Source organism: Variovorax sp. KBS0712, assembly GCF_006323185.2.
In the GTDB taxonomy this organism is placed as follows: Bacteria; Pseudomonadota; Gammaproteobacteria; order Burkholderiales; family Burkholderiaceae_C; genus Variovorax; species Variovorax boronicumulans.
Genome location: NZ_VCCD02000001.1, coordinates 3,286,417 through 3,302,044 on the forward strand (window position 1 = coordinate 3,286,417; position 15,628 = coordinate 3,302,044).

A 15,628-nucleotide genomic window follows, 5' to 3' on the forward strand; every position below is an offset into this window, starting at 1 on the left:
GCCCGTGCCTGCGCGCGGGTGCCGAGCGACAAGCACCCCCATGAACACCGACTACCGCAAGAACCTTCCCGGCACCGCGCTGGACTACTTCGATGCGCGCGCAGCCGTCGAGGCGATCCGCCCCGGCGCCTGGGCCCCGATGCCCTACACCGCACGCGTGCATGCCGAGAACCTCGTGCGCCGCTGCGACCCGGCGATCCTCGTGCAGAGCCTCACGCAGCTCATCGAGCGTCGGCGCGACCATGACTTTCCGTGGTTCCCCGCGCGCGTGGTCTGCCACGACATCCTCGGCCAGACCGCGCTGGTCGACCTGGCCGGCCTGCGCGACGCCATCGCCGAACAGGGCGGCGACCCGTCGCAGGTGAACCCCGTGGTGCCGGTGCAGCTCATCGTCGACCATTCGCTGGCGGTGGAGTGCGGCGGCTTCGACCCCGATGCCTTCGCGAAGAACCGCGCCATCGAGGACCGGCGCAACGAAGACCGCTTTCACTTCATCGAATGGACGAAGCGGGCCTTCCGCAACATGGAGGTGATCCCGCCGGGGAACGGGATCATGCACCAGATCAACCTGGAGCGGATGTCGCCCGTCGTGCATGCGCAGGACGGCGTGGCCTACCCCGACACGCTGGTCGGCACCGACAGCCACACGCCGCACGTCGATGCACTGGGCGTCGTCGCCGTGGGCGTGGGCGGGCTCGAGGCCGAGAACGTGATGCTCGGCCGTGCCTCGTGGATGCGGCTGCCCGACATCGTCGGCGTGCGCCTGGCGGGCCGGCCGCAACCGGGCATCACGGCCACCGACGTCGTGCTCGCGCTCACCGAGTTCCTGCGCGCGGCGAAGGTGGTGGGCGCCTACCTCGAGTTCCACGGCGAAGGCGCAGCCAGCCTCACGCTGGGCGACCGCGCGACCATCTCCAACATGGCGCCCGAGTACGGCGCCACCGCGGCGATGTTCGCCATCGACACGCAGACGCTCGACTACCTGCGCCTCACCGGCCGCGCCGACGAGCAGGTGCGCCTGGTCGAGGTCTATGCGAAGCAGGCGGGCCTGTGGGCCGACACGCTCGGCGAGGTCGTGTACGAGCGCGTGCTGCAGTTCGATCTGTCAACGGTCGTGCGCAACATGGCTGGCCCCTCGAACCCGCATGCGCGCGTGGCCACCGCCGACCTCGCGGCGCGCGGCATCGCCGCACCGTGGGACGAGGTGCCCGGCCAGATGCCCGACGGCGCGGTGATCATCGCGGCCATCACCAGCTGCACCAACACCAGCAACCCGCGCAACGTGATCGCCGCGGGCCTGCTCGCGCGCAACGCCAACCGCGTGGGCCTGGCGCGCAAGCCGTGGGTCAAGACCTCGCTGGCGCCCGGCTCGAAAGCGGTCACGCTGTACCTGGAAGATGCCGGCCTGATGGGCGAGCTCGAGCAGCTGGGCTTCGGCGTGGTGGCCTATGCCTGCACCTCGTGCAACGGCATGTCGGGCGCGCTCGACCCTGCGATCCAGCAGGAGATCGTCGAACGCGACCTGTACGCCACCGCCGTGCTCTCGGGCAACCGCAACTTCGACGGGCGCATCCACCCGTATGCGAAGCAGGCCTTCCTCGCTTCGCCGCCGCTGGTGGTGGCCTACGCCATCGCAGGCACGGTGCGCTTCGACATCGAGAAGGACGTGCTCACCGTGGTCGACGGCAAGGAGATCCGCCTCAAGGACCTCTGGCCGAGCGACGAAGAGATCGACGCCATCGTCAAGGCCAGCGTGAAGCCCGCGCACTTCCGCCAGGTGTACGAGCCGATGTTCGCGATCCAGCCCGACACCGGCGAGCAGGTCGCGCCGCTGTACGACTGGCGCCCCGCCTCCACCTACATCCGCCGCCCGCCGTACTGGGAAGGCGCGCTCGCCGGCGAACGCACGCTGAGGGGCATGCGCCTGCTGGCGATCCTGCCGGACAACATCACGACCGACCACCTGTCGCCGTCGAACGCGATCCTGCTCGACAGCGCGGCCGGCCAGTACCTGCAGCGCATGGGCCTGCCCGAGGACGACTTCAATTCCTACGCCACGCACCGCGGCGACCACCTCACGGCGCAGCGCGCCACTTTTGCCAACCCCACGCTGAAGAACGAGATGGTGCGCAAGGCCGACGGCACGGTGCGCGCCGGATCGCTCGCGCGTGTCGAGCCGGAGAGCGAGGTGATGCGCATGTGGGAGGCCATCGAGACCTACATGCTGCGCAAGCAGCCACTGATCATCGTGGCCGGTGCCGACTACGGCCAGGGCTCGTCGCGCGACTGGGCCGCCAAGGGCGTGCGGCTGGCCGGCGTGGAAGCGATCGCGGCCGAGGGCTTCGAGCGCATCCACCGTACCAACCTCATCGGGATGGGCGTGCTGCCGCTCGAGTTCAAGCCCGGCACCAACCGCCTCACGCTGGGCCTGGACGGCACCGAGACCTACGATGTGACCGGCGAGCGCAACCCGCGCGCCGACCTCGTGCTGGTCGTGCACCGCCGCAACGGCGAACGGCTCGACGTGCCCATGACCTGCCGCCTCGACACCGCCGAAGAGGTCTCCATCTACGAAGCCGGCGGGGTGCTGCAGCGCTTTGCGCAGGACTTCCTCGCCGCCACGAAAGCCGACTGACGATGCCGCACCTTCCGCAGATCAAGATCCCCGCCACGTACATGCGCGGCGGCACCAGCAAGGGCGTGTTCTTCCGCCTGCAGGACCTGCCCGAGGCGGCGCAGGTGCCGGGCCCGGCGCGCGATGCGCTGCTGCTGCGCGTGATCGGCAGCCCCGACCCTTACGGCAAGCAGATCGACGGCATGGGTGCCGCGACGTCGAGCACCAGCAAGACCGTCATCCTCTCGAAGAGCGAGCGGCCCGGCCATGACGTGGACTACCTGTTCGGCCAGGTGTCGATCGACCGGCCCTTCGTCGACTGGAGCGGCAACTGCGGCAACCTCTCGTCGGCCGTGGGGCCGTTCGCGATCAGCAACGGCCTCATCGATGCCGACCGCGTGCCGCGCGATGGCGTGGCCGTCGTGCGCATCTGGCAGGCCAACATCGGCAAGACCATCGTCGCGCACGTGTCGATGACCGGCGGCGCGGTGCAGGAGACCGGCGACTTCGAACTCGACGGCGTGACCTTCCCCGCGGCCGAGGTGCAGCTCGAATTCATGGACCCCGCCGCCGAAGAAGACGGCGCGGGCGGCGCGATGTTCCCGACCGGCAAGCTCGTCGACGACCTGGACGTGCCCGGCATCGGCACGCTGCAGGCCACGATGATCAACGCCGGCATCCCCACCGTCTTCGTGAACGCCGAGGCCATTGGCTACACGGGCACCGAGCTGCAGGACGCGATCAACGGCGACGCCGCCGCGCTCGCCCGCTTCGAGGCCATCCGCGCGCACGGCGCGCTGCGCATGGGCCTGATCCAGTCGCTCGACGAAGCGGCCAGCCGCCAGCACACGCCCAAGGTCGCCTTCGTGGCCAAGCCCGCGGGCTACACCGCCTCGAGCGGCAAGGCCGTGGCGGCCGGCGACATCGACCTGCTCGTGCGCGCGCTGTCGATGGGCAAGCTGCACCACGCCATGATGGGCACGGCGGCGGTGGCCATCGGCACGGCCGCTGCCATTCCCGGCACGCTGGTGAACCTCGCGGCCGGCGGCGGCGCGCGCGAGGCCGTGCGCTTCGGCCACCCTTCAGGCACCTTGCGCGTGGGCGCGCAGGCCAGCCAGGTCGAGGGCGAGTGGCAGGTGACCAAGGCGGTGATGAGCCGCAGCGCCCGCGTCTTGATGGAAGGCTGGGTCCGCGTGCCCGGCGACGCCCTTTGAGCTTTCAGATTCATTCACAGGAAATTCCGATGTCGACTCGCAAGACCCTCCGTTCCCTGGCCGAGGCCCGCCGCGGCGTGCTGGTGCCGGGCGCTTTCAACGCGCTGTCGGCGCGTGTCATCGAAGACCTGGGCTTCGAAGCCATTTACGTCACCGGCGCGGGCGTCACCAACATGTGGTTCGGCCTGCCCGACCAGGGCTTCATGGGCCTGCACGAGATCGCCGACCACACGGCGCGCATCCGCGACGCGGTGAACCTGCCGCTGATCGTCGATGCCGACACCGGCTTCGGCAATGCGCTGAACGTGCGCCACACGGTGCGCGTGCTGGAGCGCGCGGGCGCCGACTGCATCCAGTTCGAGGACCAGGTCGCGCCCAAGCGCTGCGGCCATTTCTCGGGCAAGGAGGTGATCTCCACCGAAGAAGCGGTCAACAAGATCAAGGCCGCCGTCGATGCCCGCACCGACCCCGACCTGCTCGTCATGGCGCGCACCGACGCGGCGGCGACGCTGGGCTTCGAGGCCGCGATCGAGCGCGCACAGAAGTTCAGCGAGGCCGGCGCCGACATCCTCTTCGTCGAAGCCGTGACCACGGCCGACGAGATCCGCGCGCTGCCGCAGCGGCTGGCGAAGCCCCAGCTCATGAACATGGTGATCGGCGGCAAGACGCCGATCTTCGGCGCCGAGGAACTCGGCGGCCTCGGCTACGGCATCGTGCTGTACGCCAACGCCGCGCTGCAGGGCGCGCTGGCCGGCATGCAGAAGGCGCTCACGGTGCTGCGCGACACGCGGCGCATGGACGAAGACCCGTCGCTGGTCGCGCCCTTCGCCGAACGGCAGCGGCTGGTGCGCAAGCCCGAGCTCGATGCGCTCGACGCGCACTACGCCAGCTGAGTTTCTCTACAGAGAGTCCTTCAGCTTCGCGCGCAGGCGGCTCACCGCCTGGCCGTGCAGCTGGCACACGCGCGACTGGCTCACCTCGAGCACCGCGCCGATCTCGCGCAGGTTCAGCTCTTCCTCGTAGTAGAGCTTGAGCAGCAGCTGGTCGCGCTCGGGCAGCGCGCCGATGGCGTCCACCAGCTGGTGGCGAAAGCCGCTTTCGAGCAGGCGCGCCAGCGGATCGTCGAAGTCGCCGCGCCCCTTGCGCGCCTCCTGCGCATGCAGGTCGAGAAAGGGGTTGTCGGGGTCGCCCTTGGCAAAGTCTTCCACGTACAGCAGCTGGCAGCCCTGGATGTCCTGCAGCATCGACTGGTAGGTCTCCAGGTCGACCTTCAGCTCCTTCGCGATCTCGCCTTCGGTGGGCGCGCGGCCCAGCCGATGGCCCAGCGCCTGGATCGCCTTCTCGATGCCGCGCGCCGACTGGCGCAGCCCACGCGACCCCCAGTCGCTGGCACGCAGTTCGTCGAGCATGGCGCCGCGGATGCGCTGGCTGACGAAGGTCTCGAACTGTGCGCCGCGGTGGTCCTGGTAGCGGCTCGACGCATCGAGCAGGCCGAGCATGCCGGCCTGGATCAGGTCGTCGAGCTCCACGCTGGCCGGCAGCCGCGCCATCATCTGCAGCGCGATGCGGCGCACCAGCGGCTGGTGCTGTTCCAGCAGATGCGATTTCTCGATGGTGCCCTGTGCGGTGTACACGGCCGTCCGTCCTCGTGGTCGTGTCTCAGGCCGCGAGCGCCTGCGGGAACACGGCCGGCCGCGCGGGCGTGCGCCAGGTCCAGCGGCCCATGTCGTCGGCGATGGCGCGGAAATCGACCGCCGCCGCGCTGGCCGGAAAGGCCTCGACCACGGTCTGGCGCAGCCGCGCCGCATCAGCGAGCCACGGGTCGGTGCGCACCCAGCCCACGGGCAGCAGCGACAGCGCGAGGTAGCGGCTGGCGGCCTGCGCGAGGTTGTGCATGACCTGCTGCGCGGTGCCCGCATCGGCCACGCCGTTGAGCAGAAAGCGCAGCTGCTTCAGCGCATGCGCGCGGTGCAGGCGCTTGATGCCTGCGTAGGCCGAGGTGATGGCTGCCGGGTGCGGCTGCAGCACGAGCAGCAGTTCGTCGGCGCCCTGCGCCAGCGGTGACAGGCAGCCTTCGTCGTCGAAGGCCGCATCGACGAGCACGATGCCGCGCGGCCACAGCGTGCGCGGGTCGATGGTCGCGCCGGGCGAAGCGGGCAGCACCTGCACGCCGCACACCGCGCTCGCAGCGGCCTGGTCGATGCGCAGCCGCCGATTCGACACATCGGCCAGCGTTCCGCGAGGACGGAGCGCCCACACATCGCACACCGAGCGCACCTTGGGGTGATGTTCGTCGAGCAGCAGCACGTCCTTGCCCTGCTGCGCCAGCGCCGCGCCCAGGCTCATCGCGGCCGTGGTCGCGCCCGCGCCGGGGCCCATGCCCGCGACGACGACGACGCGCACCGGCGCCTGCCCGAGCAGTCGGCGCAGCCCGTCGGCCTGGTCCGTGACGCGTGCGCTCATGACCTTCAGCCCAGGTGTTCCAGCGCGCGCGGCGCTTGCGCAGGCGCGGCCGATTCGGTGCCCAGCGCATCGAGCAGCAGGAACAGCTTGCCCACGCCCGCGTACAGCGCGCCGCCCGTCAGCGCGCGGCCGGCGCGCGTGGCGCGGCCCGTGAGCTGGCCCAGCAGCAGGCGCGTGCGGTCGGCCCACTCGCCCTCGGCCTGCAGCAGGCGCCACACGGTGGTCGTGACCTGGCCGGCGACGAGCAGGCGCTTCATCATGTGCGGATCGCCGGGCTCGCCCATGCCGCCCACGAGCTGCACGCCATCGCGCAGCAGGCGGAAGCACGGCTCGACGTCGGCGGCCCAGCCCTGCCATTGCGCGAGCTGCGGCGCGCCCACTTCGTCGCCCAGGTTGGTGAGCACGCAGGTCTGCGACAGCAGCTTGCGGCTGCGCGCATCGACCACGCGCACGGCCACGCAGCGCAGCGTCGGCAGGGTGTCGCGGTCGAGCGCGGTACGTGGCAACACCTCGACCTGCGCTTCGCATTGCAGCGCGGCCTTGCCGCGATAGCGCACGGGCCGTTCGGTCGCATCGTCGAACGCGAAGGCCAGGCGCGCGAGCGTGGTCGCGGCGCCGGTGTGCGCATCCGTCACGGCCGTGCTGCCCGGCGCGCGCGCCAGCCACTGCGTGCCTTCGGTCTGCCACGCCAGCATCTGTTCGACCGCAGGCGGCTTGCCCAGCACATGCACCAATCGTTTGCCGAAATCCTGTTGCTGCAGCCACTGCGCCTGACGCGATCCCGGCTGCGCCGACTGGCGGGCCGCAGCAGTCGAAAGCCACTGGTTCGGTGCCGCCAGCGGCAGGCCGTTGCGGTCCGACAGCAGCAGGCTGCCATGGCACACGTAGGCGTCGCCGCTGTCGGTCGCGCGCAGGCCCACCTGCCCGGCCAGCGCGAGCACATGGGTGTCGCATCCCGCAGCCACCTCGCCGCGCGCAAACGCCGACAGCTCGTGCAACACAGCCTTGGCATCGACGGCCTCGTCACCGGCCTGGCGCCACAGCGCGCGCGCACCATCGAAGCCGATGTGCGCACCGGCCAGCGCGCCGGCGGTCGTCGCCAGCTCCTGCGCGTCGTGCGCCATCGCACGGATCAGGCTCTGGTAGCGCAGCCGCAGGCGATCGGTCTCGCCCTGCGCCTGCGGCGAAGGCACAGCCTCGTCGGGCAGGTCCGCCTCGGCCGGCACGAAGAGCGGGCTGTGCTGGCGCGGCTGGAACACGCTGTCCACCAGCTGCGCGCGGTCGGCGCGCACCAGGTTCTCGGGCACCTTCTGGCCGCCCGAGATGTAGTGCACCGGCAGGCGGTGGCGGATCACGGTGTCGATCAGCGCGCCCGGGTGCGTGGCCTCGTCGACCTTGGTGAAGATGCAGCCGGCCAGCGCATGGCCCTGGCGGTAGGCGTGCACCACCTCGTTGAGCGTGTCGCCGTGGCTGGTGGCGTTGAGCAGCAGCAGCCGCTTCACCGGCCGCTGGCTGCTGCCGAGCATGGCGATCTGCTCGGGCACGGCGCGGTCGCGCTGGCTCATGCCGACGGTGTCGATGAGCACCATGTGGCGGTCGCGCAGGTCGTGCAGCACCAGCTGCAGGTCGGCCGCGTCCTTCACGGCATGCACCGGCACGTTGAGGATCTGGCCGTAGATGCGCAGCTGCTCGTAGGCGCCGATGCGGTAGCTGTCGGTGGTCACGAGCGCGAGCTTGTCGGCGCCGAAGCGCATCACGCAGCGCGCGGCCAGCTTGGCGGTGGTGGTGGTCTTGCCGACCCCGGTCGGGCCCATCAAGGCATAGACGCCGCCCTGCGCGAACAGCGCGTCTTCGTCTTCATGCACCGGCACCGCGCGCACGAGCTCGGAGCGCACGAAGGCCATGCCGTCGGCGTAGCTCTGGCCCGTGGGCAGCTTCTCGAGCATGGCCTTCGACAGGCGCGCGCTGAAGCCGGCGCTCAGCAGCGTGCGCAGCAGGCGGCCGCGCACCGGGTCGCGGCGCTGGCTGTCGCTCCAGACCACGCTGGCGAGCTGCTCCTCGATCATGCCGCGCATCGAATGGAGTTCGCTGAGCACGGTCGGGTCGGCGGATGCGGTCGCGACGGGCGGCACTGCAGGCACGGCGGCTTGCACCGTCTCCTGCACATCGCCCTCGGCCATGGCGACGATCTCGACGCCTTGCGCCGTGGCACGGTGCGTGAGCACGATGGCCTCGGCGCCGAGCGATTCGCGCACCAGGCGCAGGGCCTCGCGGCCGGTGGCGGCGACGAATTTGCGTGCGGTGGTGCGCACGTCGGTCTGTGGATTCAAACGGCTCGTCCTCCAATGGCGGCGGTGATCTTGATGGTCCGGGCGTCAGGGATCTCGGCGTGCGAGAGCACCTTGAGCTGCGGCAGGCTGCGCCGCAGGAAGCGCGACAGCAGCACGCGCAGCGCGTGCTGCACGACCAGCACCGGCGCCAGCCCCATCTGCTCCTGGCGCACGATGGCGGCCTGCGCCTGCTTGAGCAGGTTGTCGGCAATGCCCGGCTCGATGCCGCTGCTGTTGTTCAGGGCCTGCTGCAGCACGCTGTCGAGCGAGCCGTCCAGGCCGATCACCTGCATCTCCTCGTCGCCCGGGAACAGCTGCTGCGTGATGGCGCGGCCCAGCGCCAGGCGCGTGAGCGTGGTGAGCTCGGTCGGGTCTTTCACCGTGGGCGCGTGCTCGGCCATCACGTCCAGGATGGTGCGCATGTCGCGGATCGGCACCTCTTCGTCGAGCAGGTTCTGCAGCACCTTGTGCAGCGTGCTCAGCGACAGCACCTTGGGCACCAGGTCTTCGGTGAGCTTGGGCGCGGTCTTGGCGATCTGGTCGAGCAGCTGCTGCACTTCCTGGCGGCCCAGCAGCTCGGCCGCGTGGGTGTGGATGAGGTGATTCAGGTGCGTGGCCATCACGGTGCAGGCATCGACCACGGTGTAGCCGTACACCTGCGCCTGCTGGCGCAGGCTGGCGTCGATCCAGGTGGCCTCCAGGCCGAAGGCCGGGTCGCGCGTGGGCGTGCCGGTCAGCGTGCCCGTCACCTGCCCGGGGTTGATCGCCATCCACTGGTTGGGAAAGGCTTCGCCGCGGCCGATCTCCACGTCCTTCAGGCTGATGATGTAGGCGTTGGGCTTGATCTCCAGGTTGTCGCGGATGTGGACCACCGGCACCAGGAAGCCCAGCTCCTGCGCGATCTTCTTGCGGATGCTCTTGATGCGGCCCAGCAGCTCGCCCTGCTGCGACTGGTCCACCAGCGGGATGAGCCGGTAGCCGACCTGCATGCCCAGCGGATCGACCATGGCCACGTCGTCCCAGGTGGCTTCGGCCTGCTCGGCCGATGCGGGCACGCCTGCCCCCTGCGTGGCGGCGGCCGCGGCGGCCTGCTGCGCGGCCGCCTGCGGCTTGCGCTGCACCAGCCGCTTGCCAAGCCACACCAGGCCGCCCGCGATCAGCAGGAAGGCCAGGTTCGGCATGCCGGGGATCATGCCCAGCAGGCCGACGATGCCGGCCGTGAGGAACAGCACCTGGGGGTTGGAAAAGAGCTGGCCCGTGAGCTGGCTGCCCACGTCCTCGTCGGTGGTCACGCGCGAGACGATCACGCCGGCCGCGGTGGAGATCACCAGTGCCGGAATCTGCGCCACCAGGCCGTCGCCGATGGCCAGCAGCGTGTAGGTCTTGCCGGCCGTGGAGAAGTCGAGCCCGTGCTGCAGCATGCCGACCACGAGGCCGCCGATGATGTTGATCACCATGATGAGCAGGCCCGCGATGGCGTCGCCGCGCACGAACTTGCTGGCGCCGTCCATCGAGCCGTAGAAGTCGGCCTCCTGCGCCACCTCGGCGCGGCGCTTGCGGGCGATCTCCTCGCCGATCAGGCCGGCGTTGAGGTCGGCGTCGATCGCCATCTGCTTGCCCGGCATCGCGTCGAGCATGAAGCGCGCGCCCACCTCGGCGATGCGGCCCGCGCCCTTGGTGATCACCATGAAGTTGATGAGCACGAGGATGATGAACACCATCACGCCCACCGCGAAGTTGCCGCCCACCAGGAAGTGGCCGAAGGCCTCGATCACCTTGCCGGCCGCGTCGGGCCCGGTGTGGCCGTGCATCAGCACCACGCGCGTGGAGGCCACGTTGAGCGACAGGCGCAGCAGCGTCGAGAACAGCAGCACCGCCGGAAAGGCTGCAAAGTCGAGCGCCTTCATGGTGTACATGCTCACCAGCAGCACCATCACCGACAGCGCGATGTTGAAGGTGAACAGCAGGTCGAGCAGGAAAGGCGGCAGCGGCAGCACCATCATGCTCAGGATGAGGATGATGAGGATCGGGCCCGCCAGGCCCTTGAACTGCGAGCCGGAGAAGATCCGCGCCGGCAGGCGCATCAGGTCGTTCAGTCCGTTCATGCCACCGCCGGCGAATACTGCAGGTCGGCCGGCACCGGCAGGTCGGTCGGCGTGCGCGGCGCCTCGCCGCCCTCGCTGTTCCAGCGCTTGAGCTGGTACACCCAGGCCAGCACCTCGGCCACGGCGGTGTACAGCCCTGCGGGAATTTCCTCGCCCAGCTTCGTGTGCCGATACAGCGCGCGCGTGAGCGGCGGCGCCTCCAGGATCGCGACCTTGTGTTCCTTCGCCATCTCGCGGATGCGCGCGGCCACCAGCTCGGTGCCCTTGGCGACCACGCGCGGGGCGCGCATGTCGCTGTCCAGGTACTGCAGCGCGACGGCGAAGTGCGTCGGGTTGGTGAGCACGATGTCGGCCTTGGGCACCTCGGCCATCATGCGGCGGCGCGCCATCTGCTGCTGTTGCCGGCGGATCTGCGCCTTGATGTGCGGATCGCCTTCGCTTTCCTTGTGCTCCTGGCGCACGTCTTCGCGCGACATGCGCAGCTTGCGGTAGTAGTTCCAGAGTTGAAACGGCACATCGACGAGCGCGACGAGGAAGAGCGTGGCGGCGATGAGCGCGCAGTGCTTGGCCACCAGCACGAGCGCGTGCGGCAGCGCTTCGTGCGCGGGCTGCGACATGAGCGCCATCACGGCCTCGATGTCGTCCACGATGACCCACCACGCCACGCCGCCGATGAGCGCCGACTTGGCCAGCGCCTTCACGAGCTCGGCCAGCGCCTGCGCCGAGACCATGCGGCCGATGCCGGCCAGGGGATTGAGCTTGCCGAAGTTGGGTGCAACGGCCTTGCCGGAGAACATCCAGCCGCCGAGCATCAGCGGCGCTGCCACGGCGGCCACGACCATCATGGCGAACAGAGGCCCGATGGCCATGAGTGCGTGCAGCACCATGAGCCCGCTCTGCGAGAGCATGTGCGCGGGGTCGAAGGCGCTGGCGCGTTCGAACTGCAGGCCGCGTCGCAGCGCGCCGCTCAGGCTCGCGCCGAGCGACTCGGCCGCCAGCCACAGGCCGGCGCTCGCGGTGGCGAGCATGACGAAGGTGGTGAGCTCGCGCGAACGGGCCACGTTGCCTTCCTCGCGCGCCTTCTCCAGGCGCCGCTCGGAGGCGGGTTCCGTTTTCTCGAGATCGCTTTCCTCAGCCATTCATGCTCCGAACCAGCACTGGCGAAGTACGCCTTGCCCAGAACCAAATTATTGGATCCGGTGGTGCGGAACAATCTGCCGATCAGGGCCGGTATCGCCCTGCAATTCGGCCAATCAAGCAGGCTGCGAGCGGCTCAGAAGCCGAGGCTTTCGAGCAGGTCGTCGACCTGCGCCTGGTCGGTCACGGCGTCAGGGTTGCCGGCCTTCACCTGCGGCCCGTTCTGCAGGCTCTGCACGGCCTCGTGGCGCTTCTCGGGCGGCGAGTTGTCGATCAGCACCTGCAGCAGCTGCGTCTCGACGTCGTTGACGACTTCCATCATCTTCTTGATGACCTGGCCGGTGAGGTCCTGGAAGTCCTGCGCCATCAGGATCTCCATGAGCTGCGTGTTGATGGCGCTGGCGCGCTGCGGCACGTCGTTCAGGTAGCCGCGCGTGTCCAGCACGAGCTCGCGCGCCTGGTCGAGTTCGATCGGGTTCTCGAACCACTGGTCCCAGCGCTGCGTCAGGGCCTTGGCGTCGGTGGCCAGCGCCTCCTGCAGCGGCTGCGCCACGTCGATGGCGTTGAGCGCGCGGTGCGCGGCGCGCTCGGTGGTGGCCGCCACGTAGTTGAGGCGGTCGCGCGCATCGGGGATGGCCTGCGCGGCCTTGGCCACCTGCTTGTCCAGGCCCAGCTCGCGCAGGCCTTCGCGCAGCTGGCGCGTGAGGTGGCCGATGCGGCCCAGCAGTTCTTCGGTGGTGTTGTTGGTGGCGTCCACCGCGCCCGGGGTGTCCTGGCTCATGCCTTGGCCAGCTTCTCGAAGATCTTGGTGATCTTCTCTTCCAGCGTCGCCGCGGTGAAGGGCTTCACCACGTAGCCATTGGCGCCGGCCTGTGCGGCCGCGACGATGTTTTCCTTCTTGGCCTCGGCCGTGACCATCAGCACCGGCAGCGTCTTCAGCTCGGGGTCGGCGCGGATGGTCTGCAGCATGGTCAGGCCGTCCATGTTGGGCATGTTCCAGTCGGACACCACGAAGCCGAAGCTGCCGCCGCGCAGCTTCTCCAGGCCGGCCACGCCGTCCTCGGCCTCGTCGACGTTGAGGAACTCCAGCTCCTTCAACAGGTTGCGCACGATGCGCCGCATGGTCGGGAAGTCATCCACCACCAGGATCTTGATGCTCTTGTCGATCACGATTTTTTCCAGCTCCACAGGTCGTTGTTCAAACTCGTCATACCCGGTTCGCACGTTCACCGAACGTGCGAAGATGCGCCATCACGCGGCGACTGATTTCGTTCAGCGACGACACCTCGTCCACCGCGCCCAGCGCCACCGCCTCGCGCGGCATGCCGAAGACCACGCAGCTGGCCTCGTCCTGCGCCAGCGTGTGCGCGCCCGCGCGCCGCATGCGCAGCAGGCCCTCGGCGCCGTCCTTGCCCATGCCGGTGAGGATGATCCCGATGGCGTTCTTGCCCGCGTGCTTCGCCGCCGAATCGAACAGCACGTCGATCGACGGCCGGTGGCGGTTCACGGGCGGCTCCTGGTCCAGGTGCGCCACGTAGTTGGCGCCGCTGCGCGCCAGCGACAGGTGAAAGCCGCCCGGCGCGATGTAGGCATGGCCCGGCAGCACGCGCTCGCCCTGCTCCGCCTCCTTCACGCGGATGCGGCACAGGCCGTCCAGGCGCTGCGCGAAGGAGCGCGTGAAGCCGGCCGGCATGTGCTGCGCGATGAGCACCGCGGGCGCGTCGGGCGGCAGCGGCTGCAGCACCTCGCGGATGGCCTCGGTGCCGCCGGTGGAGGCGCCGATGATCAGCAGCTTCTCGGTGCTCAGCAGCGGGCTGCGCAGCAGCGCCTCGGGCGCCGCCTCGTGGGCGGGCCGCGTCGCCGTGGCCGCTGGGCGCGCAGGCAGCAGCCGCGCGCTGGCGGCCGTGCGGATCTTGCCGGCGATGAGCTCGGTGTAGTTCAGCAGGCCGTCGCGCACGCCCAGGCGCGGCTTGGTCACGAAGTCGATGGCGCCCAGCTCCAGCGCGCGCAGCGCGATCTCCGAGCCGCGCTCGGTGAGCGAGGACACCATGACCACCGGCATCGGCCGCAGGCGCATGAGCTTCTCGAGAAACTCCAGGCCGTCCATGCGCGGCATTTCCACGTCGAGCGTGAGCACGTCGGGGTTGGTGACCTTGATGAGGTCGCGCGCCACCAGCGGGTCGGCCGCGGTGCCGACCACGGTCATGTCGCTCTGGCTGTTGATGATCTCGCTCATCACGCTGCGGATCAGCGCCGAATCGTCGACGCAGAGCACCTTGATCTTTTTCTTGCTTGGCAGGCTCACCGGCTTCCTTTGGTTCTGTCGATCTCGTGCGGCGCGGCGGGCACCGACAGCCGGCGCAGCAGCTCGCCTTCGTCGCGGCGCACCCGCAGCACCTCGGTCTGTGCGCGCAGGCGGCGCACCACGGCCTTGCCGCTCTCGGGCAGGAAGCACACGCGCCGCGCATGCGGCCCGCGCAGGTCCTGCGCCGCCACTTCGATGCGTTCCGCCTCCAGGTAGCGCAGCACGAAGTCGGCGTTGCGGTCGCCGATGTTGAGCGTGGTCATGCCGGCCAGCACGGCGCCGCCGCCGAACACCTTGGCCTGCAGCCGTTCGCGCCGCGCGCCCGCGCGCACCAGTTCGCGCACCAGCACGTCCATGGCGTAGGCGCCGTAGCGCATCGAGCCGCCACCGGGCTCGCCGTCGTCGGGCAGCATGAAGTGGTTCATGCCGGCCACGCCCGCCTGGGCGTCGTGCAGGCAGGCGGCCACGCAGGAGCCGAGCACGGTGCTCAGCACGGTGTGGTCGGTGGTCACGTAGTACTCGGAGGGCAGCAGCTTGACGGCCATGCGCCCGACATCGCGGTCGAAGTAGTGATGGCTCGCCAGGCTCATGCGAGGCCCGGCGTGCGCGACAGCTCGTACACCGTCTGCCCCAGCGGGCGGAAGGCCGGGTTGACGAGCGAGGCGTTCTCGGAATGCCCGGCGAACAGCAGGCCGCCCGGTTTGAGCAGCGGCGCGAAGCGGTCGAGCACCTTCTTCTGCGTCGGCTTATCGAAATAGATCATCACGTTGCGGCAGAAGATCGCGTCCACCGGCTCCTTCACCGACCAGGCGCTGTCCAGCAGGTTGACGCGCGAGAACTTCACCAGCGTGGCCACCTCGGGGCGCACGCGCACCTTGCCGGCGTTGGTGCCGGTGCCCTTGTTGAAGAAGCGCCGCAGCCGCTCGGGCGACAGGCGCCGCACCTGCTCGGTGGTGAAGACGCCGGTGGCGGCCTTGGCCAGCACTGCGGTGTCGATGTCGCTGGCGATGACGCGGGCCGAACCCGCGCGCTCGCCCAGCGCTTCCATCAGCGTGATGGCGATCGAGTACGGCTCCTCGCCGGTCGAGGCGGCGGCGCACCACACGGTGACCGGGCCCGGCCGCTTGCGCACATGGTCGGCCAGCGTGGGAAAGTGGTGCGCCTCGCGAAAGAACGAGGTCAGGTTGGTGGTGAGCGCGTTGATGAACAGCTGCCACTCGTCGCCGTCGTGGCGCGCCTCGAGCTGGTCCAGGTACGGCGCGAACGCCGGCAGCTGCAACTCGCGCAGGCGCCGCGACAGCCGGCTGTACACCATCTGCCGCTTCTGCTCGCCCAGGGCGATGCCGGCGCGGCGATGGATGAGGGTCCGGATTCTGGAGAAGTCGTGGTCGGTAAAGTGGAACTCGGTCGTCACAGCCAGCCTGGAAGCGTGACTTTCAATGGTCACGGAAACCGCCGTT

Annotated in this window: 13 protein-coding genes; 3 read left to right on the forward strand and 10 right to left on the reverse strand. The window is 69.8% G+C overall.

Features of this window, described 5'->3' with window-relative positions; genetic code table 11:
- Positions 1-40 precede the first annotated feature (40 nt).
- From acnD to FFI97_RS15225, 3 genes are read left to right on the forward strand one after another with little or no spacing between them, the layout of a single operon-like run.
- Positions 41-2,635 carry a Fe/S-dependent 2-methylisocitrate dehydratase AcnD gene (gene acnD, locus FFI97_RS15215; RefSeq protein WP_139704668.1) on the forward strand — a complete coding sequence of 865 codons (2,595 nt, stop codon included), beginning with the start codon at positions 41-43 and terminating at the stop codon, positions 2,633-2,635.
- A gap of 2 nt (positions 2,636-2,637) precedes the next feature.
- A complete protein-coding gene (gene prpF / locus FFI97_RS15220; protein WP_139704666.1) occupies positions 2,638-3,828 on the forward strand; it encodes a 2-methylaconitate cis-trans isomerase PrpF in 1,191 nt (396 codons plus the stop codon).
- Positions 3,829-3,857: 29 nt separating this feature from the next.
- Positions 3,858-4,721 carry an oxaloacetate decarboxylase gene (locus FFI97_RS15225; RefSeq protein ID WP_139704664.1) on the forward strand — a complete coding sequence of 288 codons (864 nt, stop codon included), beginning with the start codon at positions 3,858-3,860 and terminating at the stop codon, positions 4,719-4,721.
- A 6-nt stretch (positions 4,722-4,727) separates the two neighbouring features.
- Here FFI97_RS15225 and FFI97_RS15230 read toward each other — a convergent pair whose 3' ends face one another.
- The 10 genes from FFI97_RS15230 to FFI97_RS15275 all read right to left on the reverse strand — a co-directional run bounded on the left by FFI97_RS15230 (position 4,728) and on the right by FFI97_RS15275 (position 15,615).
- Positions 4,728-5,462 carry an RNA polymerase sigma factor FliA gene (locus FFI97_RS15230; protein ID WP_139704662.1) on the reverse strand — a complete coding sequence of 245 codons (735 nt, stop codon included), beginning with the start codon at positions 5,460-5,462 and terminating at the stop codon, positions 4,728-4,730.
- A gap of 25 nt (positions 5,463-5,487) precedes the next feature.
- Positions 5,488-6,291 (reverse strand): MinD/ParA family protein, encoded by an 804-nt coding sequence (locus FFI97_RS15235; protein WP_139704660.1) that lies wholly within the window; start codon positions 6,289-6,291, stop codon positions 5,488-5,490.
- 5 nt (positions 6,292-6,296) lie between these two features.
- Positions 6,297-8,621: a flagellar biosynthesis protein FlhF gene (gene flhF, locus FFI97_RS15240; protein WP_139704658.1), complete on the reverse strand. Its 2,325-nt coding sequence runs from the start codon at positions 8,619-8,621 to the stop codon at positions 6,297-6,299.
- Complete coding sequence (flhA, locus tag FFI97_RS15245) at positions 8,618-10,726, reverse strand: flagellar biosynthesis protein FlhA (protein WP_139704656.1); 2,109 nt, start codon at positions 10,724-10,726, stop codon at positions 8,618-8,620. The genes flhF and flhA overlap by 4 nt, the downstream gene beginning before the upstream one ends.
- On the reverse strand, positions 10,723-11,865 hold the full coding sequence (gene flhB, locus FFI97_RS15250; RefSeq protein ID WP_095744088.1) for a flagellar biosynthesis protein FlhB: 1,143 nt from the start codon (positions 11,863-11,865) through the stop codon (positions 10,723-10,725). Before flhB ends, flhA begins: the two co-directional genes overlap by 4 nt.
- A 134-nt stretch (positions 11,866-11,999) precedes the next feature.
- On the reverse strand, positions 12,000-12,644 hold the full coding sequence (cheZ, locus tag FFI97_RS15255; protein ID WP_070061569.1) for a protein phosphatase CheZ: 645 nt from the start codon (positions 12,642-12,644) through the stop codon (positions 12,000-12,002).
- A complete protein-coding gene (cheY, locus tag FFI97_RS15260) occupies positions 12,641-13,033 on the reverse strand; it encodes a chemotaxis response regulator CheY (RefSeq protein ID WP_056582361.1) in 393 nt (130 codons plus the stop codon). Before cheY ends, cheZ begins: the two co-directional genes overlap by 4 nt.
- Before the next feature lie 37 nt (positions 13,034-13,070).
- Complete coding sequence (locus tag FFI97_RS15265; protein WP_139704682.1) at positions 13,071-14,162, reverse strand: chemotaxis response regulator protein-glutamate methylesterase; 1,092 nt, start codon at positions 14,160-14,162, stop codon at positions 13,071-13,073.
- A gap of 2 nt (positions 14,163-14,164) precedes the next feature.
- Positions 14,165-14,758 (reverse strand): chemoreceptor glutamine deamidase CheD, encoded by a 594-nt coding sequence (gene cheD, locus FFI97_RS15270; protein ID WP_095946640.1) that lies wholly within the window; start codon positions 14,756-14,758, stop codon positions 14,165-14,167.
- Complete coding sequence (locus tag FFI97_RS15275) at positions 14,755-15,615, reverse strand: CheR family methyltransferase (RefSeq protein WP_260685006.1); 861 nt, start codon at positions 15,613-15,615, stop codon at positions 14,755-14,757. The genes cheD and FFI97_RS15275 overlap by 4 nt, the downstream gene beginning before the upstream one ends.
- Between the last annotated feature and the right edge of the window lie 13 nt (positions 15,616-15,628).